The organism is Nocardia arizonensis, assembly GCF_001310275.1.
Lineage (GTDB): Bacteria > Actinomycetota > Actinomycetes > Mycobacteriales > Mycobacteriaceae > Nocardia > Nocardia arizonensis.
This window is the reverse complement of sequence record NZ_LGYZ01000109.1, coordinates 49,420-72,618: the sequence shown is the minus strand read 5'-3', so window position 1 is coordinate 72,618 and position 23,199 is coordinate 49,420. Positions and strand designations below refer to the sequence as shown.

Below are 23,199 nucleotides of genomic sequence, written 5' to 3'. Positions count from 1 at the left end.
GTCCGGGTCGGCGGGCTCGTTCTCGTTTCGAACGGTGCGCGTGGAGGTCGCGATGATCCCGAACCATATGCCGCCGGATTCCGGTGCGCCGCGTGCCCGTATCCGGCTCGATATCGCCTATGACGGCACCGATTTCATCGGCTGGGCCAGACAGCCCGGGTTGCGCACCGTCCAGGGCGTGCTCGAGGAGTCGCTGAGCAAGGTCTATCGCGAGCCGATCCAGCTCACCGTCGCCGGTCGCACCGACGCGGGGGTGCACGCGCAGGGGCAGGTCGCCCATTTCGACACCGCCGCATTCGATGATCCCGCCGATTTCGACGGACCCAAGCTCGTGCACCGCATGGCCCGGTTTCTGCCGAAGGATGTGCGCGTCACGGGCGCGCGGGTCGCGCCGCCGGAGTTCGACGCCCGATTCTCCGCGATCCGCAGGCACTACCGCTATCGCCTGACCACCGCGCCATACGGCGCCGATCCGCTGACCGCGCGCTGGATCGTGCCGTGCCGCCCGGTCGAGCTGGAACCGATGCGCGAGGCGTCGCGAAGTCTGTTGGGGCTGCACGATTTCGCCGCGTTCTGCCGGCGCAGGGATGGCGCGACCACGGTGCGTGAACTCCAGCGGTTCGACTGGGACCGCGACGGCGACCTGCTGACCGCGCGGGTGAGCGCGGATGCCTTCTGCTGGTCGATGGTGCGCAGTCTGGTCGGCGCGGTGCTGGCGGTGGGGGAGGGGCGGCGCACTGTCGAATGGGTCGCCGGGCTGCTCGGGGAGTCGAGCCGATCCAGCGCGGTCACCGTGGCGCCCGCGCACGGGCTCAGTCTGGTGGCGGTGGACTATCCCGCCGACGCCGATCTCGCCGCCCGCAATATCCGTACCCGGGAGATGCGCGCCGCGCCGGCGAACGGCGGGGGTTGCTGCGGCGGTTGACGCGAGTTCCCGCCCGGCGTGATTCGAATCTGAAACAGGGTTCACCGGAATGTTTTCGGGGAATGTATCCCGCGGCATGGGAATAGGTTCCGTATGAAAGTGGGTTGCGCTGAACATGTCCATCGATGATCTCGGCAGGTTCGGAGTATGGCGCGGATATCTGGGGTTCAGTCAGGAAGCGGCCCGTGAACTGGAGGAACTCGGCTACGGCGCGTTATGGCTCGGCGGCTCCCCGACCGCGGATCTGCCGGTGGTCGAATCGTTGCTGGAGGCCACCGAGACGCTCACCGTGGCCACCAGCATCGTCAATATCTGGACGGCGCCCGCCGAGCAGGTCGCCGAGTCGTTCCACCGGATCGAGGGGCGTTTTCCCGGCCGGTTCCTGCTCGGAATCGGCGCGGGGCATCCCGAGGCCAATGGTGAGCGAGCGCGTACGCCCTACGGCGCCCTGGTCGACTACCTCGACGTCCTCGACGCCGCGGGCGTGCCGAAGCGGTCCCGCGCGGTGGCGGCTCTCGGTCCCCGGGTGCTGAAGCTCGCGGCCGATCGCAGCGCGGGCGCGCTGCCCTATCTGGTGCCGCCGGAGTACAACCGCGGCGCCCGAGAGGTGCTGGGCGAGGCGCTGCTGGTGTCGGAGCAGAAGGTCGTCCTCGACGAGGACGTGACCAGGGCGCGCGAGACCGGACGCAAGATGGTGTCGATGTACCTCAACCTCGTCAACTACGTCGGGAATCTGCGCAGGAGCGGATTCTCCGAGGAGGATGTGGCGCAGCCGGGCAGCGATCGACTGGTCGACGTGCTCGCGATCCACGGTTCGGCCGAGCAGTTGGCCAAGGGCGTGACGGCCCATCTGGACGCCGGGGCCGACCACGTCGCGATCCAGCCGCTGGACGACGACTACATCGCGACATTGCGCGCGCTGGCGGCGGTGCTGCCGCTGCGCGGCTAGTCGAAGGCCCGGCTCAGGAACGCACGAGCCGGGCGATGGCGTCGGTGGCCTCTTTGATCTTGGCTTCGGCCTCGGGGCCGCCTGCGACCGCGGCGTCCACCACGCAGTGGCTGATGTGATCCTCGAGCAGTCCGACGGCGACGGCCTGGAGCGCCTTGGTCATCGCCGAGACCTGGGTGAGGATATCGATGCAGTACTTTTCCTCCTCCACCATGCGCTGCAGGCCGCGCGCCTGCCCCTCGATGCGGCGCAGCCGCTTGAGGTAATCGTCCTTGGCGGTGATATAGCCGTGGGCGTGGCCCTCGTCTTCGGCCGCCTTGGGTTCGGGGGATGTCACCGAATATCTCCTCGCTGCCCGACGGGGTATCGGATAGGTATCCGATACCCCCATAGGGTACATTTGTTCTGCGGGCTTGTCAGGCGTGCGCGGTATCGCGCGCCGCGCAGGCAAGCACGATACCGCCGAGCGCCATCCACCGCCCGAATCGAGTACCCGTCGCGCGCCCGGTGGCGGCGACGGGGAGAATCCAGGCATGAGTTCGCATCCCCGTCCCGCGCTCGCCGTCATCGGCGGCAGCGGTTTCTACGACTTCTTCGACAACGACGCGACCGATGTCGAGATCGATACCCCGTACGGCACGCCGAGTGCTCCGATCGCGATCGGCGAGGTCGAGGGACGGGCGGTGGCATTCCTGCCGCGGCACGGCAAACGCCACCAGTACGCGCCGCACACCCTGCCCTATCTGGCGAATATGTGGGCGCTGCGCTCACTCGGGGTGCGCCGAGTCCTTGCCCCGTGCGCGGTCGGTAGTCTGCGCGCGGACTGGGGGCCCGGCACCGTCGGTGTGCCTGCTCAGCTGGTGGACCGGACCTCGGGCCGAATGCAGACGTATTTCGGCGGCGGTGGCGTGCACGTCTCCTTCGCCGATCCGTACTGTGACGAACTGCGCACGGCCGCCATCGAGTCGGCGATCCCGGAGCTGCCGCTGAAGGTGGGCGGCACGATGGTCGTGGTACAGGGTCCACGCTTCTCCACCCGCGCCGAGAGCCGGTGGTTCGCCGAACAAGGCTGGGACCTGGTGAACATGACCGGCCACCCCGAGGCGGTTCTGGCCCGCGAACTGGAGTTGTGCTATGCGGCGGTGGCGCTGGTCACCGACCTCGACGCGGGACTAGAGGAGGGCGACGGCGTGCACGCGGTGGACGTCTTCGCCGAGTTCGAACGCAATCTCGGCCCTTTCAAGGAACTGATCCGCCGGGCGATCGCGGCCGTGCCGGGCGAGGACACCTGCGACCGGTGCCGTGTGCACGCGGGGGTATCGCTGCCCTTCGAACTACCGTGAGTGGGGAGTCGCACACGGAGGAACCGCGATTCGAGCGGTGTGAACGCGGAGTGGGGAGATGAGAGTACTGGTGACCGGGGCGGCTGGGTTCCTCGGATCGCGCGTGCGGCGGGCATTGATCGCCGCCGACCACGAGGTAGTCGCCATCGACTCCTCGCACCCCGCCGTCCACGGCACGCGGACGCAGCCGCCCGAGGGTGTCACCCGGGTCGACGTGCGCGACGCCGCCGCGCTGGAGGGCCTGCTGCGCGGGGTCGAGGTGGTGTGTCATCTGGCCGGGCTCACCGATGGCCCCGAACCCGGCCCCAGCGCCGCCGATTTCGCCGCGCACAATGATTTCGCGACCGCGGTACTGCTCACGGCCATGACTCAGGCCCGGATTCGGCGACTGGTGCTGGCCTCCTCGGCGGCGGTCTACGGCGAGGGTCGCTACCGCATGGTGCACGGCGGCTCGTTCTCGCCGGGGCTGCGCCTGCGCGCCGACCTCGATCGCGGCATGTTCGACCACCGCGCGCCGCGCACCGGCGAGGTGCTGACCTGGGAACCGGTCGGCGAGGAGGCTCCCGCCCGGCCGCGCGGCTATTTCGCGTCGAGCAAGGCGGCCGAGGAGAACTACGCCTATTCCTGGGGTATCGGCACCGGCTCGGCGGTCACCGCGCTGCGCTATCACCACATCTACGGCCCGGGTGCGCGCTACGGCATCCACGTCCGCTTCCGGGAGGCGCTGGCGGCGGGGACCGCGCCGCGGGTCTTCGAGGACGGCGGACAGGTCAGGGATTACATCCACGTCGACGACGCGGTCACCGCGACCGTGGCGGCGGTGCTGCGCCCGCTGCCCGGCTTCGTGCCGCTCAATATCGCCTCGGGACATCCGATCACGCTCTATCAGGTCGCCTCGATCATGACCAGGGCCCGCGGCGGACCCGCGCCGATCGTCACCGGACAGTACCGGCTCGCCGATATCCGCCACGTGGTCGTCAGCACGGAACGCGCCCGCCGCGCACTGGAATTCAGCGCGATGGTCACCCCGGCCGAAGGGCTGGCCGAATTCGCTTCCCCCACCGACGAATCCGCGCCCGCGGACTGACCAGGGCGGGGCGTGCGGCCGGGCCGTCGCCTGCCGGGGTTAGGCTCGCGCGGTGGACACTCCGCTGCGGCTAGAGGTCATCGTCGCCAGTGTGCGGCCCGAACGGTTCGCCCCCGTGGTCGCGGATTGGTTCCTGCGCACGGTGCGCGCCGATCCGGCCTTCGACACCGGCGTCATCGACCTCGCCGAGACCGATCTCCCACTCGATCTCACCGAGACACCGCAGGTGGAGGCGTTCCGCGCGCGACTGGCCGCCGCGGACGCCTTCGTCGCGGTGACCTCGGAGTACAACCACGGCTATCCGGCCTCGTTGAAATCCGCCTTCGACAACGCCAAACACGAATGGCGCGCCAAACCCATCGGATTCGTGTCCTACGGCGGACTGTCCGGCGGTCTGCGCGCGGTCGAGCAACTGCGTCAGGTGGTCGCCGAGATCCACATGGTGTCGGTGCGCGAGACCGTCAGCTTCCACCGGGCCAAACGCGCCTTCGACGACAACGGCCAGACCCGGGACGGGGCCGCCATCGACGCGGCGGCCCGTATGCTCGGCCAATTGACTTGGTGGGCACGCGCATTGCGCGCGGCCCGCGCCGCCGACCCGTATCCCGGCTGAGTTGCGGGCGCGGCCGTTACTGGTGCTGCATGGCGCGGCGGCCGCGCGGATGCCCGATATAGGTGGCCTCGCGGGGAATGGAGACCAGCGTCAATTCGACCTGTGCGGTGCCGGTGCGCAGGACCACGTGATTGCCGATGGCGCCGGGCTGGTAGATCGACAGGTCGGGACGGGTCGCGGGCCAGCCCATCGGGTCACCCGTCAGGTAGATGGTGGTGACGCCCGCGTGCGGTGCGGGCGCGAGTACGCCGTCGACCACCGCGGCGGTGAAACCCGCGTCGGACTGGTGGGTTTCGACGGCGATGCTGAGCCGCTCGGGATTGCCGATGGTCTGCACCAGGTGTTCCCAGGCGTGCGCGCGGTCGGTGCGGATGAGCACCCGCTCACCGACCGCGAGCGCGCGGAAGACCAACTGCTGGGCCAGATACAGCTCGCCCGCCACGTACACCGTCGATATGCCGGTGCCGACGATACGGACCGCGACACCCTGCTGATCCTCGTCCGAGCCGATCAGCTGACCGCACCCGGAGGAGGGCAGATGCAGCGCGTCGATGACGTCGATCGGGTATTCGGTCATCGGCACGGTGTCGTCCACGTCGGGCACGGCCAGCGGCAGATGGGCGAGCAGACCGTCGCGATGCCGCCCCGCCATCGACACCATGCCCCGAACCCCGTTGCGCTCCGGCAGTTCTCGGGCCGTGAGCCGCCAGGCCGCGCCGATGTTGACCGATTCGGCCGAACTGCCCGGCCGCAGTCGCACCGCGACCGTGGTGCCGCGCGACTGCGGCACCCACAGTTGGGCGAGCAGATCCGAGCCGAGCTGTTCGGGGTCGACCGCCGCGCCGATATTGACCGCGTTGCCGATCTCGGCATAGCGCCACCGGTGGGTGAGGGTGCGCGGATCGTAGCCCGCCGTGATCTGGAGCACGGCCTTGCGGATCTCGGGCGCGGTCAGGATGCGCGCGCCGCAGTCGGCGTCCTCGAGGGTGCGCACGATGCGCTGGGTCGCGATGGTGACCGCGCGCGAGGCGCCCGCGCTGCCGCCGCCGCGCCGGGCCGCGGCATCCGGGCAGGCCACGGCGTCGAAGCTGATCGCGAGCCACACCGTTCGATGAGCCGTGGCGGGCAGCGGTCCGAGCAACGACTCGTAGATGTTGCCCGCGGGCGTACCCGAGCGGCTGCGGTGCCCGTGACTGATGATGTCGATACCGCCGAGCAGGATGTCGTGCTGGTTCAGGCATTTCGCGAGTTCGGTCAGCGGCAGCAGGTGTGAGGCGTGCACCGTGCTGCTCGAGATCCGGGTGAGTCCGCCGCGCGGGGGCAGCACTTCGACCACGGTGACCACTCGGCTGCCGTCCCAGTACAGGCCGAGCGAGCGGTCGTCGGGACCGCGGAAGTCCACGGTGTCGCCGATCTCGTAGTGCCGGTGGGTGAGATAGCTCCACCAGGTGGCGATCCAGTCCAGCACCGTGCGTTTGGCGATCGGGATCAGGGGGAGCAGCACGGCGAGCACGGTGATGGCCAGCGCGGGCAGGCTGCCGAGTCCCGCCGACAGTGCGACCAGGCAGGCGGAGAGGCCGATCGCCTGCGCTATCAACAGATTCTGTACTGAGATGCGACCAAGGAGCGGGCGCGGCCCGGCTCCGGCGGCTTCGGCCATACTCGTCCCCCAAGTACCCGGTATCGACCGCATGCTACCGGTCGAGCTGAACAACAGTCCTGCGAAACTGTACTGTGTTCGGCGAAGGTGAGCACCGTCCGGGGGAGAGAACATGCCATCGAAACCCACTACGCGCTGGCAGGTCAGCGGCTATCGCTTCCTGGTGCGCCGGATGGAACACGCCTTGGTTCGCCGGGATGTGCGCATGCTGCACGACCCGATGCGCTCACAATCGCGCGCCTACGGGGTCGGACTCGTCCTCGGCTGTGTGGTGCTCGCGGGCTGCGGCATTTTGGCGCTGCTGCGTCCCCAGGACAAGATCGGTTCCAACACCCTACTGATCGGCAAGGAATCCGGCGGCGTGTACGTGGTGATCGATGACGTCGTGCATCCGACGCTGAATCTGGCCTCGGCGCGGCTCGCCTCGGGGGAGTCCGGCAAGGCCGTCATCGTCAAGGAATCCGAACTCGGCAAGAAGCCGCGCGGTCAGCTCATCGGCATTCCCGGCGCGCCCGCGGCCCTGCGCTACGACAAGGACGGCAAGGGCCGCGCCTGGACGGTCTGCGATGTGCTCAAGGTCGACGGCAGCAAGGATCTGACGACATCGGTGATCGCGGGCGATCTCGAGATGGGGGAGAAGGCGTCCGCGCTCGGCGGTGATCAGGCGCTGCTGGTCAAGGCCAGGGACACCGTCTATCTCGTCTACGACAACAAGCGGGCGCGGGTCGATATGAGCGACCGCCCCGTCACCGACGCGCTCGGCATCACCGGGCGCACCCCGCGTCCGGTGTCGGAAGGTCTGGTCAACACCATCCCCGAGGTGCTGCCGATCGTGCCGCCGAAGATCGACAATCCCGGCGGCACCGTGTCCTACCAGGTCAACAATCACCGCATCGCCGATGTGGTGCAGGTGCCCTCGGAACCGGACAAGTACTACGTGGTGCTCCAGGACGGTTTGCAGCAGGTGTCGCGGCTGACCGCCGACATCATCCGCAACGCCAACCGCTCGCCGTCGGACAATGCGCGCATCGATGAGACCGACCGCACCTACGCGCACATCTCGCACGCGCTCAAGGTCGACGACTATCCGCAGCGCGCGCCCGCGCTGGTCGAGGTCAACGACCGCCCGATCAGCTGCCTGTCGTGGAAGCCGATTCCGGCCGCGGCCGACAACAAGGACGGCGGCAAGCGCGCTGAACTGGCGGTGATCGCCGGTGTGACGCTGCCGATTCCTGACAAGGCGAAGCTGGTGCCGCTGGCACAGGCCGACGGCTCCGGCCCGAACGCCGATTCGGTGTACGTGCCGCCGGGCACCGGCGCGTTCGTGCAGACCACCGGCATCGAAACCGACAGCAGGCGCAAGGACAGCCTCTTCTACGTGGCCGATACCGGCGTCCGCTACGGCATCAAGAACGCCGACGCCCAGAAGGCGCTCGGTCTCGACGCCGACGCGGGGGTCAACGCCGAGCCGGCGCCGTGGCCGATCATCGGCCTGCTCGCCGCCGGACCCACCCTCGGCCGCGAAGAGGCGATGGTCGCCCACGACGGCGTCTCACCCGATCCCGCGCCGGCCAAACAGACGGTCGGCAATTCGTCGAGGTGAGTCGAGTTCCCACGCTGGTCGCTAGCTGCCGTCCTCGGAGACGCCGAAGCGACGGCGGATGGGGAAGGACGCGAGATAGCCGAGCAGCAGTGCGGTGGCGATGATTCCGGTGCCGATCAGCGCCACATTCCGCGCGCCGTTGTTCGGCGCGGGCGGTGCGGCGGGCACGGCGAGCTGCTGACTCTTCGGCGGTGTCGGGGTCTTGGGCGGCAGTGGTCCGCTCACCTCGTCGGTGAGCGCGGCCACGGGATCCACCGCGCCGTAGCCGATGTATTTGTTCCAGCCCTCGGCCGGTGCGTGCGCGGTGGCCTGGATGCGTTGCATGACCTCGCGCGCGCTCAGCTCCGGGAATCGGGCGCGCACCAGCGCGACGACACCCGAGACGATGGGCGTCGCGAAACTGGTGCCCGAGATGGGGCCCTGCTCGTTTCGCTGATTCACCGCGCCTACCGCGGTTCCGGTGCCGCGCGGGTCGAGTGAGGTCATGTTCTCGCCGGGTGCGGCGACGCTGAGCCAGGGACCCGGCACCGTGAACTTCGACGGCGCGCCGTTGGCATCGATGGCGCCCACCGCGAGCACGTAGTTGTCCCAGCGCGCGGGGACAACGTTCATCGAGATCTTGCTCCACGGATCGGCCGTGGGATCGAGCGGGTCGATGACCGTGTTCTCGGTCTTGCACGTGTCGGTATTGCCCGCCGCCGCCACCACGACCACATTCCGGTCCACGGCGTATTCCAGTGCCGCGCCGATGGGCCCGTCGACGTTCTTGTCCGGTCCGCACCAGACCTCGGAGATATTGATCACCGTCGCGCCGCGATCGACCGCGCGCACGATCGCCGAGGCCATGGTGCTCAGATTGCCGTAGCCGTCGGGCAGATCGTCGGGTGACTTGTCCCGTGACGCGCCCTCTTTCTGGTACATCTTGCTGGTCTGGCGGATGGTCATGATGCGCGCCTCGGGCGCGACCCCCGCGAATCCCTGACCGTCCACCTGCGAGGCCGCGATGAGACCAGCGACGAAGGTGCCGTGGCCGTCGCAATCCTCGGTGCCGTCACCGGATTGGGCCACGTAGTCGCCGGCGGCCTCGAGGCCGGGCAGGCGCGGATGCCGGGCCACACCGGTGTCGATGACGGCGACCACCTGCCCCTCGCCCTTGGAGAACTTCCAGGCGCGCTCGAGATCCAGTGATCGCTGCGCGGCCGGAATGGTCGATCCCGAACCGCCGGTGACGATGTCGGCGCAATTCGAATTCGCGGGACGTTCGGTCTTTTCCGGCGGCGCGGCCGGATCGCCCGCGGGGCGCAGGGCCGGATTCACCGCGGGCGGCCGATCCGCGTGTGCGACACCGTGTCCGTAGCTGACGCCGAAGGCTGCGCTGAGTCCGAGGGTGACCGCGGCGGTGGCGATTCGCAGGCCGGAGCCGTGCGCGCTCATAGCCCGCGGACGAGGGAGTAGAGCGAGGCCACCCAGAACACCAGCGGCAGGACGGCGGCGACGAAGCCGTATTCGAGCAATTCCACCCCGCGGCGCATCGGCGGGGTCGCCGACTGGTTCGGAATGACGATGCCGAGGATGAGCGCGGCGACGAGGATGACCATGGCCGCGCCGAACACCGCCAGCGGCATATCCATCTCGAATCCGGCGCCCACCAGCATGATCAGCACGATCGACGCGCCGCCCGCGATGAGGACGACGGCCTGTTCGGCGCCCGCGTAGGTGCGGCTGCGGAACATCAGCACCGCCGCGCAGACCAGCGCCAGCGCGATACCCGGCCAGTACGGGTCCTTCGCCTCGGGATCGGTGGCCGCGAGCGCGCCGACCACGGTGACCAGCGTGGTCGCCGAGACCAGACCGGCCAGATACATCCTGGCCCGTTCGGATTTCACCCGCAGCGCCTCCATGGTGGGCAGCGCGCGGTGGTCGTCGGGATCGTCCTCGGTGGGGTCGATCGGCGTGCCCGGTGAGGGCACCGGCGGCAGGGGTAGCTTCGCCAGCAGCATCGAAATGCGCGGGGACAACGAGAGTCCGGCGAGGCCGAGCGCGGCGCCGAACGCGCCGATCGCCTTGGTCGGCTGCGCGGTGAGCAGGCCGACGAGCGCGGCGGGCACCGCGTAGATCGCCAGCGTCGCCACGCCGATGAACAGCGCCAGTCCGACACCGGTGACGCGCCAGGCGAGTATCGCCGTCGCGCCGAGCAGCACGAAACCCAACAGCAGGTGCGCCCAGCCGTAATCGTCGGGGACATAGAGCATTCCGGCGGCGAAGGCGGGCGGCAGCGCGCACCCGCCGAGTACGAGCGCCGTGGCGGTGTCGCCGTACATGCGGCTGAGCACCATGCCCGCGACCACGAGCAGGATCGCCACGCCCACCGCAACCGATCCGCTGACCCAGCCCGGCAGTTCGCCGGGGGACAGCAGCAGGCCGAGGCAGCCGACCAGCATGGTGACCGCGGCCAGCACCGACCCGGTGATCCGCGCGGTGCGCGGGGTCCAGCTGCGGTAGTGGTCGGCGTCGGCGATCGCGACGTTGTACATGATGTCGTCGAACAGCGGCGTCGGCGCTGTGTGCGAGGCGCTTTCGAGCATGAGCAACTCGCCGTCGCGCACGCCGTGCTCGCCGAGGCTCAGCGAATTGGAGAACGGGGGATGGCCGATGCGGGCCAGCACCCATTCCGCCGGTTCGAAACGCTCACCCTCGTTGTCGAAATCGTTGGTACGGCTGTGCTGTGCGACCATGTCGACGACGCTGGGAATGACGAGCGCGACCGGAACGTCCACCGGGATGGCCATATCCACCTGGGTGTGCTTGGCCAGAATGGTGACCCGCGCCAGATCCGGCGCACGGACTATGCCGCGGGAGGAGTCTTCGTCGATGTGATCAAGGCGCGCGTGCGTCAAGCTTCCCCCAACTCGTCTTCTACCTCGTGTTTCCGCTGCCGCGTACCGCGGTAGGCGAGGTTGCGATCCCCGGCGTCCTGACAGCAGAATGCTGGTCGAACTGTACGACATGTCGGCTGTGGCCTCTACACTGAGGCCGAAGTTGCGGCACGCAGAGGGGGATTTCTCGACCGATGAGTACTGTCCGGTTCCAGCGCCGTGCCCGTCGGGAGATGCCGCGCACCCCAGGCGGTGAGGTCACCCTCCAGCCGCCGCCCGAGATCCCTCGCGTCACACCGGGCAATCTGCTCATGAAGATGATGCCGGTCGTGATGGTGATCGGCATGGTCGGCATGATGGCCCTGCTGTTCACCCAGGGCGGCGGCATCGCGTCGAATCCGATGAGCATGATGTTCCCGGTCATGATGCTGTTCTCGATGGTCGGCATGTACGCGGGACAGGGTGGGGGCAAAGGGCAGAAGGCGGCCGAGGCCAACGAGGATCGCAAGGACTATCTGCGCTACCTCGATCAGGTGCGCAAGGATGTCGACGAGACCGCGAGTCAGCAGCGCGCCTCGGTGGAATGGAGTCATCCCGAACCCGCGCTGATCTGGATGCTGGCGGGTACCAGCCGCATGTGGGAGCGGCGCGCGGGGGACAAGGACTTCTGCCATGCCCGCATCGGCATCGGCGGTCAGCGTCTCGCGACGCGGCTGGTCGCGCCGGAGACGGGGCCGGTCGAGGAATTGGAGCCGATCGCGGCGGTCTCGCTGCGCCGTTTCGTGCGGGCTCATTCGACGGTGCCCGATCTGCCCACCGCCATCGCGGTCAAGGGCTTCGCGACCATCGCGCTGGACGGCGATCGCGCAGAGGCGCGTGACATGTCGCGCGCGATGTTGTTGCAGCTGTGCATGTTCCAGGCGCCGGATCAGGTGCTGGTCGCGGTCGTCTCCGGTCCCGACACCGCGCGCGAGTGGGAGTGGACCAAATGGCTACCGCACACCCAGCATCCCGACGCCCAGGACGGCATCGGCAGCCAGCGCATGTTCTACGGCTCGATCCGGGAGGCGATGGCGAGCCTGCATTCGCTGCTCGCCAATCGTGTCCGCTACTCGCGCAACCAGCCGGCGAACGCCAATCTCGTGCATATCGTCATCGTGGTCGACGGCGGTCTGCTCGAGGCCGAGGACGATCAGCTGCGCGAATCCGGCTACGAGGGCGTCACCATCATCGACCTGTGCGGATACGCTCCGCGACTGGCGGTTTCGCGCGGCATCAAGATGGTCATCGAGAACGGTGAGTGCATCGGCCGCGGCGCCACCGGCAATCAGGAGCGCTTCGCGCTGATCGACCGCATCAGCGTCGAGCAGGCTCAGCAGGTCGCGCGGCGGCTCGCCCCGTACCGGGCCGCCACCCAGCGCAGCAGCGATGTCGAGGCCGACGACAGCGAGGTGATCTCGACCTGGTCGCAGTTGATGAACCTCGGCGACATCGGCACCTTCAATCCCGAACACGCCTGGCGGCCACGCTACGGTCGGGAACGGTTGCGCGTGCCCTTCGGCGTCGGCGCCGACGGCCTGCCGGTCGAACTCGATATCAAGGAGGCCGCCGAGAGCGGTATGGGTCCGCACGGTCTGTGCATCGGCGCCACCGGTTCCGGTAAATCGGAATTCCTGCGCACGCTGGTGCTGAGCCTGCTGGCCACCCATTCGCCGGACCAGTTGAATCTGGTACTGGTCGACTTCAAGGGCGGTGCGACCTTCCTCGGTCTCGACGGCGTCCCGCACGTGGCGGCCATCATCACCAACCTCGAGGAGGAGGCCGACCTCGTCGACCGTATGCGCGACGCGCTGGCGGGCGAGATGAACCGCCGCCAGGAGGTGCTGCGGCAGGCGGGCAACTTCGCCAACGTCTCCGAATACGAGAAGGCGCGCGCCGCGGGCGCCGATCTCGACCCGCTGCCCGCGCTGTTCGTGGTGCTGGACGAATTCTCCGAACTGCTCACCCAGCATCCGGATTTCGCGGAGCTGTTCGTCATGATCGGCCGGCTGGGCCGCTCACTGCACGTACACCTGCTGCTGGCCTCGCAGCGCCTGGAAGAGGGCAAGCTCAAGGGTCTGGAGAGCCACCTCTCCTACCGTATCGGCCTGAAGACCTTCTCCGCCAACGAATCCCGCCAGGTGCTCGGCGTGCCCGACGCCTACAACCTGCCCGGCATCCCCGGTGGCGGCTACTTGAAATCGGATTCCGGCGAGATCCAGCGCTTCCAGGCGTCCTACGTCTCCGGTCCCTATGTCGGCGGCGGTTCGCAGCGCGAAGTGACCAGCGCGGGTATCGCGGGCGGCGAGATCGACGTCAAGGCACGGCCGTTCACCGCCCACCACGTGGATTTCCGTGCCGTGGACCGCATTCCGCTACCGGCGGAGCCCTTGCACGAGCCGCAGGAACATCATTCCGAGGACGGCGAGCAGATCTCCAACCTGAACATGCTGGTCTCGCGGATTCGTGGATACGGCCGTCCCGCGCACGAGATCTGGCTGCCGCCGCTGGACGAGGCGCCGACGCTCGACCAGCTCATTCCGCGGTCGATCCTCACCGGCGAATTCTCCCCGCTGGCCACGCTGCGCGCGCCGATCGGCATTGTCGACCGGCCCTATGACCAGCGCCGCGACCCGCTGGTGGTGGACCTCTCCGGCTCCCGCGGCAATGTCGCGGTAGTCGGCGGTCCGCAGTCGGGCAAGTCGACGGCCCTGCGCACCATGATCATGGCGATGTCGATGACCCACACGGCCGAACAGGTGCAGTTCTACTGCCTGGACTTCGGTGGCGGCACCCTCGCGGCACTCGAGGGGCTGCCGCACGTCGGCTCGGTGGCCAGCCGTTTGGACGAGGACAAGGTCCGGCGCACCGTCGCCGAGATGACCACCATCGTGCGCGGCCGCGAGGGCCGGTTCCGCGCGCTCGGCATCGAGTCGATGTCGGAGTTCCGTCGGCTGCGGTCGATGGACCCGTCGAGCAGCCCCGGCGCGGCGGGCGCGCACGACGATCCCTTCGGCGACGTCTTCCTGGTGATCGACGGATTCAGTTCGATCCGCCAGGATTTCGAACCGCTGGAACAGCCGATCATGAATCTGGCGGTGCAGGGTCTGTCCTACGGCGTACACGTGGTGATCGCGCTGAACCGCTGGGCGGAGGCGCGCCCGGCCCTCAAGGACCAGATCGGCACCCGTATCGAATTGCGCCTCGGCGATCCGATGGATTCCGACCTCGGCCGCAAGTTCGCCGCCCTGGTCCCGCAGGGGCGCCCTGGTCGCGGTATGACCCCGGAATGCCTGCACATGCTCACCGGTCTGCCTCGCATCGACGGCAGCGCCGACCCGACCACGCTCGGTCAGGCCGTGGGCGACGCGGTCGCGACGATCGCCCGCCACACCCCCGGCCGTCCCGCGCCCGCGGCGCGGATGCTGCCGGAGGTGCTGCCGCGCGAACAGTTGCTCCAGCTCGCAGGGCACTGGCCGTCGCAGACCGATCCGAATCTCAAGACCATGCGAATTCCGCTGGGTATCAACGAATCCGAACTCGCGCCGGTCTACGTGGATTTCAACGAGAGCCCGCACTTCATCATCATCGGCGATACCGAATCGGGTAAGACCACGCTGTTGCGGGCGCTCATCGAGGGCATCGCGGCGTCCAACACCCCGAATCAGGCGCGGTTCATCCTCGGCGACTACCGGCGCACCATGCTCGGTCTCGTCCCCGACGGATATCTCGCGGGATACGGTTCCACCGCACCGCAGTTCACCCAGAACATGGCCGATCTGGCCGCCTACGTGAGCCAGCGCACGCCGGGTGCGGATGTCACCCCGCAGCAGTTGCGCGATCGCTCCTGGTGGAGCGGTCCCGAACTGTACGTGATCATCGACGATTACGACCTGGTCGCCACCTCGATGGGCAATCCGACCTCGGTCCTGGTCGAACATCTGCCGCACGCCCGCGATCTCGGATTCCACCTGATCATCGCGCGGCGTTCCGGCGGCGCGGCCCGCGCCATGTACGAGGCGACACTGGCGCGCATGAAGGATCTCGGCTCCACCGGTCTCATCATGAGCTGCCCGAAGGACGAGGGTGTGATGCTGGGCACGGTGCGGCCGAGTCCGCTGCCGCCCGGTCGCGGTCACTTCATCACCCGCAGCGCCCAGGAACTCGTCCAGCTGGCCTGGATGCCACCGGCCGAGTGATGTCGGCCGTCGAACTGGTCGTGACCGAGGCCCGCATCTGGGCAGTGGGACCGGCGACCCACTGGGATGTTCCCCCGTCGGTGGTACTCGGCGGTGACGGCGGTCTGGTGGTGGGGGCGTCGCTGACCCCGCCCACCCAGGTCAGCTCGGTGGTGCAGTATGTGTCCGCCGATCGGATCGCGCTCGTGCCGACAGTGCCGACGGTGGTGGAGGCGCTGTCCATGGTGGCCGCGACGGTGCTGGAGAACCTCCGAGTGCCGATTCCGGCCGCCCGCGTGACGGTGGTGTGCCCCACCGAATGGGGCGGTTACCGACGCGCCGTGGTCGACCGGGCCCTGCGCCGGGTGGCGGCCGAAGTGAGCTTCGAGGACACGGCCGTACGTGCCGTCGCCGCCGACGAGGAGGCCGCGCGCGGGCGGCGGGCGGTCGTGCTGGAATTCGGCGCGATCACCACCACCGCCAGTTCGGTGGCGCCCGCTCCGCACGGTCTCGAACTCGAATCCTGCGAATTCGAACCGGATCTGGCGGGTTCGGATCTGGCGGACGATCCCGAGGCCGCGCGAACGCTCGGCACGCTGCTCGGCGGACTGCTGTTGGGCCGTCCGGTGGATGTCGTACTGGTGCTCGGCCTCACGGATTCCGTCGCGCTGGATGTCGTGCGCGCGGAGGTCCGCCTGATCTGCGGTTCCGAGACCGCGCTTCGTCCGATGTCGGGCTCCGACCTGGTGCGTCCGGTGCGGCCGGAGCCGGAACTCCGCCCCGCGCCCGCGGCGGCCCCCGCCACGGAGTGGTTGCGGCCCCTGCGCGAACGCGCTGCGGCGCAACGAGATCCGCGTGAGCGCCGAGCCGCTTACCTCCTGGGCGGTGCCGCCGCCGCGGTCGTCATCGCCGCCGCGGCCATCGGCACGGCGATGGTGACGGGTGGATCGGGCGAGGAGGGTGCCGAGATGTCAGCCGCGCCGTCCTCGGCGCCCGCGGCCGTCTCCCCGACTGCGGACCTTCCCGCTCCTTCGGTGTCCGCGGCCCCGGAAGTCCTCGGTCGCACACGTTTTCAGGTGCCCGAGGATTGGATGGCCGCGCCCGCGCCGGGCAATGCCCGGATCGAACTGTCACCGGTGGACGGCGCGAAACAGCGCATCGTCCTCACCCAGAACACGGTGGCGGCGAATGCCGGATACGAGCAGGTCGCGGCGAATCTGGAGGCGCAGATGAGGCAGCGGCCCGCGATGAGCGATCTGCGTCGCGATGTGGTGTTCGGTGGGCGATCGATGCTCGCGTATACCGAACGCCCCGAAGGCGGTTCCACCGTGAAATGGCATGTTCTCGTCGAACACGGCACACAGGTGAGTATCGGCTGCCAATATCTGGGTGACGCCTGGGAAGCCCTCGCGACCACCTGCGACAGGTTCGCGGCCTCGGTGCGGGTCATGCCCTGAGATTCGTACCGGAATACTTCGGGCCCCGGCGAATTCGCCGGGGCCCGAACAGGATCGAGGTGAGCTCAGAAGAGGCCCGCGAGCGCGGAGTCGGTGCTCTGGAGCTCCGAGTTGCCCGTGCTCACCAGCTGGGCCGCGCCGCTCAGGGTGGTGTTCAGCTGCATAACGTGGTTCTGCCAGCTGCGCTGCAACTCGCTGAACGCATCGTTGGCGGCACCGGCGCCGTAGGTGGCGACGTACTCTTCGACCTTCTTGTGGAAGGACTCGAGTTCCTGGCCGATGCCTTCGGCGCGCTTGATGATCTGCTGTGCGCCGGCCTCGACACCCGAGAAATTGGCGGAGATGGGCTTGCTCATTGTTCAGACTCCTTACGAAGGAACGAAAGATTCGGAGATTTAGACCGGCGGGAGATCGAGGCTGGACATCTGGGAGTTCACCTTCGAGGAGAAGGAATCGTCCTGGTCCTGGAAGGAACCGCTCATCTTGACCAGCTTCTCGGCGGTCTCCATCAGCTTGTCGTTCATCTTGTCGGCCTGGAAGTAGTAGCGCTCCATGAACGCGTTGAACGCATCGCGGGCCTGGCCCTGCCAGTTGGCGCCGTTCGTGACATTGTCCTCGTCGGCCTTCAGCGTCCTGATGGCGATCATCAGGTTGTTGTGCTGCTCCTGGAACTCCTTGGCCTTTTGCGCGATGACTGTACTATCGGCCTTCAAATTGTCCGCCATGGCGGCTCCTCCTCCTGCTCGTGGTCAAGGCCCGAAGTCTGAGCTGACCCTGTTCATATGGTTGGACGCTCGCCGTGCCGAATCGGTTCCACCCAGTTCGAGAGGAATCTCGCTGGAGTTTCATCGCGGCTCGAAGCGTGCGCGTTGTCGACCGGCAACACCGAGGACGGGAGGGTCTGGATGCGTTCCCCCCGAACGGTCTCGACCGCGGTGCCGTCTCGCATCGGTCGCCGCCAGCGCGATCGCTCCCCTCCTTCCCCCTGCTGCTTCCACCTGAACTGGCGAGTGGGCTGGCTGGGCCTCACCCTACCCAATGGCGAGAACCAGCGCTACTGGCCTTTCAGTGTAAGCCGCGCCGCCCTGACAACGTCGGACTTCGGTCTGCCGCGCCGGATTTCGCGCGATCTCACTTGCGGAGCGCCTTCGCGATGACCGGCACCATCTTGTCGATCAGCACCCCGTCGGACTGCTCCGTCCACACCTGGAACGCCTGTACGGTGGCGACGTCGTCGACGACGACGATGCGGGCCGAACTATTCGAGATGCCGGTGGGCAGACCGCGGAATCCGCCCTTTCCGGCGTCCTTGTCGGTGCGCAGTACGACAAGGACTTCGGAATCGATCCGTAGCGAGGACAGGGTGACCGACAGCGGACGCGGTGACTTCTCGTCGCCGACCGCCTTGTAATCGGAGTCGTAGCGGAATCCGATGTCCTGGAGGAACTTCGCCTGCGGACTCGGCGTGAGTACCGCCGAGAGCGTCGAGTTGCCGAAATTCATCGCGGTGACCGTCTTTCCGTCGAATTCGGGATAGGAATTGCGGACGGCGGCCATCCGATCCCCGCCCGCGCCGCCGGAATCCTCGCCGGAGGCCACGAAATAGGTCCCCGCCGCGACGGCGACCGCGGCGACCACGGCGAGCACCGCCGCGCCGATCAGCTTTCGGGTGCGTGAGCGCGCGCCGTTGTCGTTGCGCAGGGTGTCGACCAGATGCTGGTCGGTGGGCTCGATCGGATATGTCGGGTGGTACGCCCGCGGACCACTGGGACCGGTGATCGCGGTGCGCGGATCGCTCACCTGCGCGCCGGCGTACGGCATCCGGGGATCGGTGGGCGCGCGGAACCGCTGCGGCACACCGAAGAGCGCCGCCTCGGCGGCCTGCGCGAATTCGCGGCAGGTGGCGTAGCGATGCGCCGGATTCTTCGCCATGACCTTCTCGAACACGGCGTCGAGCGCGGGCGGTAGATCCGGGCGCACCGCGGTCGGCTTCGGCGGCGGCTCGTGCAGATGTCCCATCATGACCACCGCGGGCAGGGGCGAGGGATAGGGATTGCGGCCGGTCAACAGTTTGAAGAAGGCGCAGCCGAGGCTGTAGATGTCGGCGCGCGGGTCCAGGTGCGAGCCCATGAGCTGTTCGGGCGGCGCGTACGCCACCGTGGCCATGAAATTTCCTGTGGCCGTGAGGTCTTGGCCGTCCTCGGCGACCTTGGCCACGCCGAAGTCGGTCAGCAGCACGCGCTCCTCGTCGTCGGCGTCGGCGGTGGCGAGCAGGAAGTTGGCCGGTTTGACGTCGCGGTGCAGCAGGCCGCGCCGGTGCGCGTAGTCCAGCCCCTTGCCGACCTCGGTGACGATGCGCAGGGCGCGCCGCGGGGTCATGACCGCCGGACCCTTGGCGACCTCGTCGGCCGCGTCGGTGCCATCCACGTACTGCATGGCGATCCACAGCTGACCGTCCTCCTCGCCGCGGTTGTACACCGCGACCAGATTCGGATGGTCCAGCGCGGCGGCGAGATTGGCCTCACGTTCGAAGCGTGCGCGGAATTCGGCGTCGGTGGACAGGTCCGCGCTGAGGACCTTCAGCGCGTCGCGCCGCGGCAGAATCGGATTCTGTGCCAGGTATACGGTGCCCATGCCGCCGCTGCCGAGCACATCGAGCACCCGGTAGCCGCCGACGATCGCGCCGGGTCGCAACGCCATTCGGTCCTCCTCAACGATCGCGGTCGTTCCGGCCGCGTCCATACTCCATCACCGCGGCGTCATCCGCTGGTCAGCAGGGCGTACTGCGCCGACATCCGCTGGTACAGATCGGGCAGCTGCTTACTGCGCGACTGCACCACGTAGCGGTCGACGCGCATGATGCACAGGTGACCCGCGAGGACCTTGTTCGCGGTGGTTCCGCCGTACTGGGCGATACATTCGATCGCGTCGCCGACGCGGTCGGGCGGATCCACCAGCCGCTGATCGTCATCGAGATCCTTGGACAGCTGCCAATCGCGCCACAGCCCCTCCGCGCCCGCGGCCGTGCGGCTGCGGAAGACAACGGCATTGCCGAAGGCGACCAGGTCCACGTCGTGGCCGCGCAGTCTGGCCAGCGTCTCCGGGCCGCTGTGCAGCAGCAGCGTCAATATGCCGCGGCCGGTGTAGATTCCGTCCGGCTCCGGGCGGAAGGGCGCGTCGGGGGAACTCGGCAGCGTCCGGCCGAGCAATCCGTCCGTATCGAGCGGAATGCGCGGCAGATCCGCGTCGGGTGTCGGCGCGAACTGGTCGAGCGCGGGGATCTGTTTGCCGAGCAGCCGCACGACATGGCCGATGAGCGCGGCCGCGTCGGGAGCGGCGGTGTCGTCGACGACCTTGATATAGATGACATACCGGCCGTGCACGGTCCACGAGCCGATCGAGGAGACGCCGGGCCGCCAGTGCGCCGTGGTGTCGGAGAAGTCGGTGATGGTCAGCGGCTGGTTGTCCCGGTTGTAGGTGAAGTCGTCGTGTTCCAGGGTAGGCCCCACCGCTTTCGCGATCTCCGGGGTCGGGAACATCAGCACGGCGATATTCGCGGTGCGCTGCGGTGCGTCGCCGTCGGCGCGCGTCGCCTCGGCATTGACCCAGCCCGCTACCAGATCCTTGGCGACATCGTTGAAGGTGTCGTTGATGACCAGTGAACCCAGCGCCTTGCGGTCGAGCACGATATGGGAGCGCAGCAGCCATGCGTCCTCGGTGTAGGAGGGGTCGGCCTCCGCGGGTTGGATGACGTAGTCGCCCAGGCGCTGTGACTCGCGCGCTCGGGCCTGCCGCTGGTTCTTGGCATTGCCGACGGTGCGCGGAACCGTCTGGTAGTTGCCCACGTCGAGCGCGGAGATGTCGGGCCGAACGCGCGTCGGGACACCCTCGACCACCGTGCCGCAGCCCGCGAGGCCCAGCGTCAGCAGCACCGTGGTCAACATGGCGAGGCCCGGGTGGGCCGGTCTCGATCGCATCGTGGCACTCCTGTCCGGTATGCGCGTGCTCGGGCGGCCGATCACCGGGCGGCGAGCAACTTGTACTGGGCCGCGGCCTTCTGGTGCAGCTCTTGGGTGTTCGCGCCGGTGACGCGGGCGACGAACCGTTCGTAGGTCAGTAGGCAGGTCGGCGTGATTCGCGTGGCGCGCTTGTCGTCCTTGGACTCGAAGCAGCGCGCGTTCGGCATCCCCGCGGGCGCGGGGGCGGCCTTGCCGTCGTCGGAGAGCTCCGTGGCGAGGGCGGCGAGCAGCCGGGCGGCGCCGTCGGCGTCGCGGGCGCGGTAGACCTCGGCGTCCGATGCCGCGACCAGGTCGACGCCCGCGTCGTCGTAGGCCGACTTCGTGGTCGCCGGGCTGTTGGCGTAGTGCAGCGCGGCCCGCGACGGCAGCAGCATCGAGCGGGTGTCGGATTTGGCCTCGGCGATCTTCGCGGGCGGCAGTGTGCGGGCGAGCATACCGTCGACGTCGGCGGGCAGCGCCGCGATCCGGTCCACCGGCGTCGGGTCGTAGTTCCGCAATCCATCGATCACGGCGGCGAATACGCGCTGGGCGATCTCGACCAGCGGATCGGCGATGAGCGGTTCGGACACCGGATCGTCCACGTGCACGTACAGCAGCATCGACTGATGCGGCATCCAGATGTCGAGGTAGCGCTTGGCGGGGGAGAAATACGCCCGAGCCGCCGGAAAGTTCGGGATCGTCACCGTCTCGCCGCTCGCCACGTTGCGGACCACCCGATCGGCCAGGCGCGCACCCGCGGCCTCCGCCGCCGCGGCGTCGCCGAAGCGCAGGGCGTCGGCGGTGACCGACCTGCCGAGGAAATAGTTCGCACGGCGTTCGGCACTGGTCCACCAGCCCGCCACCAGACCCGTTGTCAGTTCGTTGAATTCAGCTTCCTCCATGCCGTACACCGCGGGCGCGACCCCAGGGATCACCCGGCGTTGCGGTCCGGTGAGCCGCTGGAAGGTGAATCTCGGATCCGTCTCGAATACCAACGGCACCGTCGCGCCGATGCGGATCGCCTCGCGCAGCGGCCCGTACTTCGGATCGTCCAGCGCGCTCAGGTCGCGCGGCGTCGTGGGGTAGTTCCCCGAATCCAGTGCCTCGTAGTCGATGATCGGCGCCGCGGGCTCGGCAGGCTCGGAGCAGCCCGACACCAGCGCGAGCGCCGCGACGAGGAACAGCAGTGGATAGCGGATTCGCATGACGGCCCTACTCACTGTTGGCGAGGATCGCGTATTGGGCGGCGGCGCGCTGGTACAGGTTGATGTCAACGCGCGCGGCGATCGGCGTTTCGGCGACCACCACGGCGACGTACCGGCCGCGGATCACCGTGCAGAACTCGTCGTAATTGCGCACGAAATCACGGGTGTCGAGACGCAGACAGCGCACATCGGGCAGGCCAGGCGGTGAATCTAGTATCTCGTCGTTGCGGCCCGCGATCATCAGCGCCGATTGCAGTGCGAAGGCGGCGGGCAGATCCCGGGCACGGTAGACGACCGCGGCGCGACGGCCGACCAGATCGACGCCGCCGTCGTCGAATGCCTTCTTCACCTGCACCGGATTGCGTTCGAAGTGCAGCTCGGCGGCGGGGGTGTACACGCCGAAATCGCTGTCGGTCGTGAACGGGTCGCTGTAGTCGGGCGCCTTCGGCAATGCGCGGCGCATGATGCTGTCCGTGTCGAGGGGCAGATCGAGCACATCGTCCCACGGTGTGGGTTTCAGCTGGTCGAGCAGCGTGAGCTGGCGTTCGACGGTGGTCAGCAGGACCTGGGTCACCGCGGCCCGATCCGGCTGTGGGACGCCGGCGTTGACGAGAATCACGTAGGGCCCGCGGCTGAGGAAGGCCAGTCCGGCGGAGTCGTCACGCGAACTCGCGCGCACCTCGGGATGTCCGTCGAGGGTGAGCGGGTGCGTCTGCGGATTCGCGGCGATCCGGCCGAAGTCCTCGGCGGCCTTCGCGGCGGTGGCATCGGTCGGGAATCGCAGCACCGAGACGATCAACTTCTTGCGGCTGCGCAGATTCTCGTTGATCCGCGAGACGTAGACGCCCGCGAGCATGTTGTTGTCGATCGTGGCCGGGCGGTATTCGTCCGGCAGCGTCTTCTGGGTGAACGGGGAGTCGGCGGCATCGAAGAATCGCACGTCGCCGACCTGGGTCAGATCGGCGTCGATCGAGGCCGGATGCACCAGGTAGCCGAGCATGCGCCGGGCCTCGATCAGGCGCATGTCGTTGATCGTGTACAGCTTCGGTGTGTAGGCGGTGGGTTGCGGCACATACGCGCCGGTCCGCAGCGTCGCCGGGTCCACCGGTGTGAGCCCCGGATTCGCGGTGCCGGAGATGGTGGCCGAGCAGCCCGTCACCGTCGCGGCGACGAACAGCGCGAGTAGACCGCGGCGAAATCTCATGCTGCCCCCGTTCGGAATCGTCGGCGTTCGGTACGCCTCGGACGAAACCGCAGCGCCGGGAA

The 23,199-nt window shown here is 68.3% G+C and carries 18 protein-coding genes; 8 read left to right on the top strand and 10 right to left on the bottom strand.

Features of this window, described 5'->3' with window-relative positions; translation table 11 throughout:
• Positions 1 to 52 precede the first annotated feature (52 nt).
• Complete coding sequence (gene truA, locus APZ21_RS25325; protein ID WP_054815813.1) at positions 53 to 925, top strand: tRNA pseudouridine(38-40) synthase TruA; 873 nt, start codon at positions 53 to 55, stop codon at positions 923 to 925.
• Positions 926 to 1,040: 115 nt separating this feature from the next.
• Positions 1,041 to 1,874 (top strand): LLM class F420-dependent oxidoreductase, encoded by an 834-nt coding sequence (locus APZ21_RS25320; protein WP_054815781.1) that lies wholly within the window; start codon positions 1,041 to 1,043, stop codon positions 1,872 to 1,874.
• Positions 1,875 to 1,887: 13 nt separating this feature from the next.
• Here the strand turns inward: APZ21_RS25320 and APZ21_RS25315 are convergent, their stop codons facing one another.
• Positions 1,888 to 2,211 carry a metal-sensitive transcriptional regulator gene (locus tag APZ21_RS25315; protein ID WP_054815780.1) on the bottom strand — a complete coding sequence of 108 codons (324 nt, stop codon included), beginning with the start codon at positions 2,209 to 2,211 and terminating at the stop codon, positions 1,888 to 1,890.
• 196 nt (positions 2,212 to 2,407) lie between these two features.
• Here APZ21_RS25315 and APZ21_RS25310 point away from each other — a divergent pair, with 196 nt between their 5' ends.
• The 3 genes from APZ21_RS25310 to APZ21_RS25300 are packed head-to-tail and all read left to right on the top strand — an operon-like array spanning position 2,408 to position 4,917.
• Positions 2,408 to 3,217 (top strand): S-methyl-5'-thioadenosine phosphorylase, encoded by an 810-nt coding sequence (locus tag APZ21_RS25310; RefSeq protein ID WP_054815812.1) that lies wholly within the window; start codon positions 2,408 to 2,410, stop codon positions 3,215 to 3,217.
• 58 nt (positions 3,218 to 3,275) lie between these two features.
• Complete coding sequence (locus APZ21_RS25305) at positions 3,276 to 4,304, top strand: NAD-dependent epimerase/dehydratase family protein (protein WP_054815779.1); 1,029 nt, start codon at positions 3,276 to 3,278, stop codon at positions 4,302 to 4,304.
• Between the two features lie 52 nt (positions 4,305 to 4,356).
• A complete protein-coding gene (locus APZ21_RS25300) occupies positions 4,357 to 4,917 on the top strand; it encodes an NADPH-dependent FMN reductase (protein WP_054815778.1) in 561 nt (186 codons plus the stop codon).
• Between the two features lie 16 nt (positions 4,918 to 4,933).
• Here the strand turns inward: APZ21_RS25300 and eccE are convergent, their stop codons facing one another.
• Positions 4,934 to 6,577, bottom strand: coding sequence for a type VII secretion protein EccE (gene eccE / locus APZ21_RS25295; protein WP_054815777.1), 1,644 nt, complete (start codon positions 6,575 to 6,577; stop codon positions 4,934 to 4,936).
• A 112-nt stretch (positions 6,578 to 6,689) separates the two neighbouring features.
• Between eccE and eccB the strand changes: the two genes are divergently transcribed.
• Positions 6,690 to 8,180, top strand: coding sequence for a type VII secretion protein EccB (gene eccB / locus APZ21_RS25290; protein ID WP_054815776.1), 1,491 nt, complete (start codon positions 6,690 to 6,692; stop codon positions 8,178 to 8,180).
• Positions 8,181 to 8,201: 21 nt separating this feature from the next.
• On the opposite strand, the gene mycP is transcribed toward eccB, so the two are convergent.
• Positions 8,202 to 9,614, bottom strand: a complete 1,413-nt coding sequence (mycP, locus tag APZ21_RS25285) for a type VII secretion-associated serine protease mycosin (RefSeq protein WP_054815775.1) — start codon at positions 9,612 to 9,614, stop codon at positions 8,202 to 8,204.
• Entirely contained in the window at positions 9,611 to 11,077 is a 1,467-nt protein-coding gene (eccD, locus tag APZ21_RS25280) for a type VII secretion integral membrane protein EccD (protein WP_054815774.1), read from the bottom strand. The genes mycP and eccD overlap by 4 nt, the downstream gene beginning before the upstream one ends.
• Positions 11,078 to 11,250: 173 nt before the next feature.
• Between eccD and eccCa the strand changes: the two genes are divergently transcribed.
• Both eccCa and APZ21_RS25270 read left to right on the top strand, forming a co-directional pair.
• Positions 11,251 to 15,294, top strand: a complete 4,044-nt coding sequence (gene eccCa / locus APZ21_RS25275; RefSeq protein ID WP_054815773.1) for a type VII secretion protein EccCa — start codon at positions 11,251 to 11,253, stop codon at positions 15,292 to 15,294.
• A complete protein-coding gene (locus APZ21_RS25270; RefSeq protein WP_054815772.1) occupies positions 15,294 to 16,730 on the top strand; it encodes a type VII secretion-associated protein in 1,437 nt (478 codons plus the stop codon). The genes eccCa and APZ21_RS25270 overlap by 1 nt, the downstream gene beginning before the upstream one ends.
• 65 nt (positions 16,731 to 16,795) lie before the next feature.
• Here APZ21_RS25270 and APZ21_RS25265 read toward each other — a convergent pair whose 3' ends face one another.
• The 6 genes from APZ21_RS25265 to APZ21_RS25240 all read right to left on the bottom strand — a co-directional run bounded on the left by APZ21_RS25265 (position 16,796) and on the right by APZ21_RS25240 (position 23,137).
• A complete protein-coding gene (locus tag APZ21_RS25265) occupies positions 16,796 to 17,086 on the bottom strand; it encodes a WXG100 family type VII secretion target (RefSeq protein ID WP_054815771.1) in 291 nt (96 codons plus the stop codon).
• 39 nt (positions 17,087 to 17,125) lie between these two features.
• Positions 17,126 to 17,455, bottom strand: coding sequence for a WXG100 family type VII secretion target (locus tag APZ21_RS25260; RefSeq protein WP_054815770.1), 330 nt, complete (start codon positions 17,453 to 17,455; stop codon positions 17,126 to 17,128).
• Between the two features lie 406 nt (positions 17,456 to 17,861).
• A complete protein-coding gene (locus APZ21_RS25255) occupies positions 17,862 to 19,430 on the bottom strand; it encodes a serine/threonine-protein kinase (RefSeq protein ID WP_054815769.1) in 1,569 nt (522 codons plus the stop codon).
• Positions 19,431 to 19,489: 59 nt separating this feature from the next.
• Positions 19,490 to 20,707, bottom strand: coding sequence for a DUF7373 family lipoprotein (locus APZ21_RS25250; RefSeq protein WP_239476804.1), 1,218 nt, complete (start codon positions 20,705 to 20,707; stop codon positions 19,490 to 19,492).
• 41 nt (positions 20,708 to 20,748) lie between these two features.
• Positions 20,749 to 21,948 carry a DUF7373 family lipoprotein gene (locus APZ21_RS25245; protein ID WP_156371326.1) on the bottom strand — a complete coding sequence of 400 codons (1,200 nt, stop codon included), beginning with the start codon at positions 21,946 to 21,948 and terminating at the stop codon, positions 20,749 to 20,751.
• Positions 21,941 to 23,137, bottom strand: a complete 1,197-nt coding sequence (locus APZ21_RS25240) for a DUF7373 family lipoprotein (protein WP_156371325.1) — start codon at positions 23,135 to 23,137, stop codon at positions 21,941 to 21,943. The genes APZ21_RS25245 and APZ21_RS25240 overlap by 8 nt, the downstream gene beginning before the upstream one ends.
• Positions 23,138 to 23,199: the final 62 nt, after the last annotated feature.

Coding starts and splice junctions, on each gene's coding strand:
- APZ21_RS25255 (WP_054815769.1), bottom strand. CDS start 19,430: ATGGCGTTGCGACCCGGCGCGATCGTCGGCGGCTACCGGGTGCTCGAT.
- APZ21_RS25310 (WP_054815812.1), top strand. CDS start 2,408: ATGAGTTCGCATCCCCGTCCCGCGCTCGCCGTCATCGGCGGCAGCGGT.
- APZ21_RS25250 (WP_239476804.1), bottom strand. CDS start 20,707: ATGCGATCGAGACCGGCCCACCCGGGCCTCGCCATGTTGACCACGGTG.
- truA (WP_054815813.1), top strand. CDS start 53: ATGATCCCGAACCATATGCCGCCGGATTCCGGTGCGCCGCGTGCCCGT.
- mycP (WP_054815775.1), bottom strand. CDS start 9,614: ATGAGCGCGCACGGCTCCGGCCTGCGAATCGCCACCGCCGCGGTCACC.
- eccCa (WP_054815773.1), top strand. CDS start 11,251: ATGAGTACTGTCCGGTTCCAGCGCCGTGCCCGTCGGGAGATGCCGCGC.
- APZ21_RS25240 (WP_156371325.1), bottom strand. CDS start 23,137: ATGAGATTTCGCCGCGGTCTACTCGCGCTGTTCGTCGCCGCGACGGTG.
- APZ21_RS25305 (WP_054815779.1), top strand. CDS start 3,276: ATGAGAGTACTGGTGACCGGGGCGGCTGGGTTCCTCGGATCGCGCGTG.
- APZ21_RS25270 (WP_054815772.1), top strand. CDS start 15,294: ATGTCGGCCGTCGAACTGGTCGTGACCGAGGCCCGCATCTGGGCAGTG.
- APZ21_RS25320 (WP_054815781.1), top strand. CDS start 1,041: ATGTCCATCGATGATCTCGGCAGGTTCGGAGTATGGCGCGGATATCTG.
- eccE (WP_054815777.1), bottom strand. CDS start 6,577: ATGGCCGAAGCCGCCGGAGCCGGGCCGCGCCCGCTCCTTGGTCGCATC.
- APZ21_RS25265 (WP_054815771.1), bottom strand. CDS start 17,086: ATGAGCAAGCCCATCTCCGCCAATTTCTCGGGTGTCGAGGCCGGCGCA.
- APZ21_RS25260 (WP_054815770.1), bottom strand. CDS start 17,455: ATGGCGGACAATTTGAAGGCCGATAGTACAGTCATCGCGCAAAAGGCC.
- eccB (WP_054815776.1), top strand. CDS start 6,690: ATGCCATCGAAACCCACTACGCGCTGGCAGGTCAGCGGCTATCGCTTC.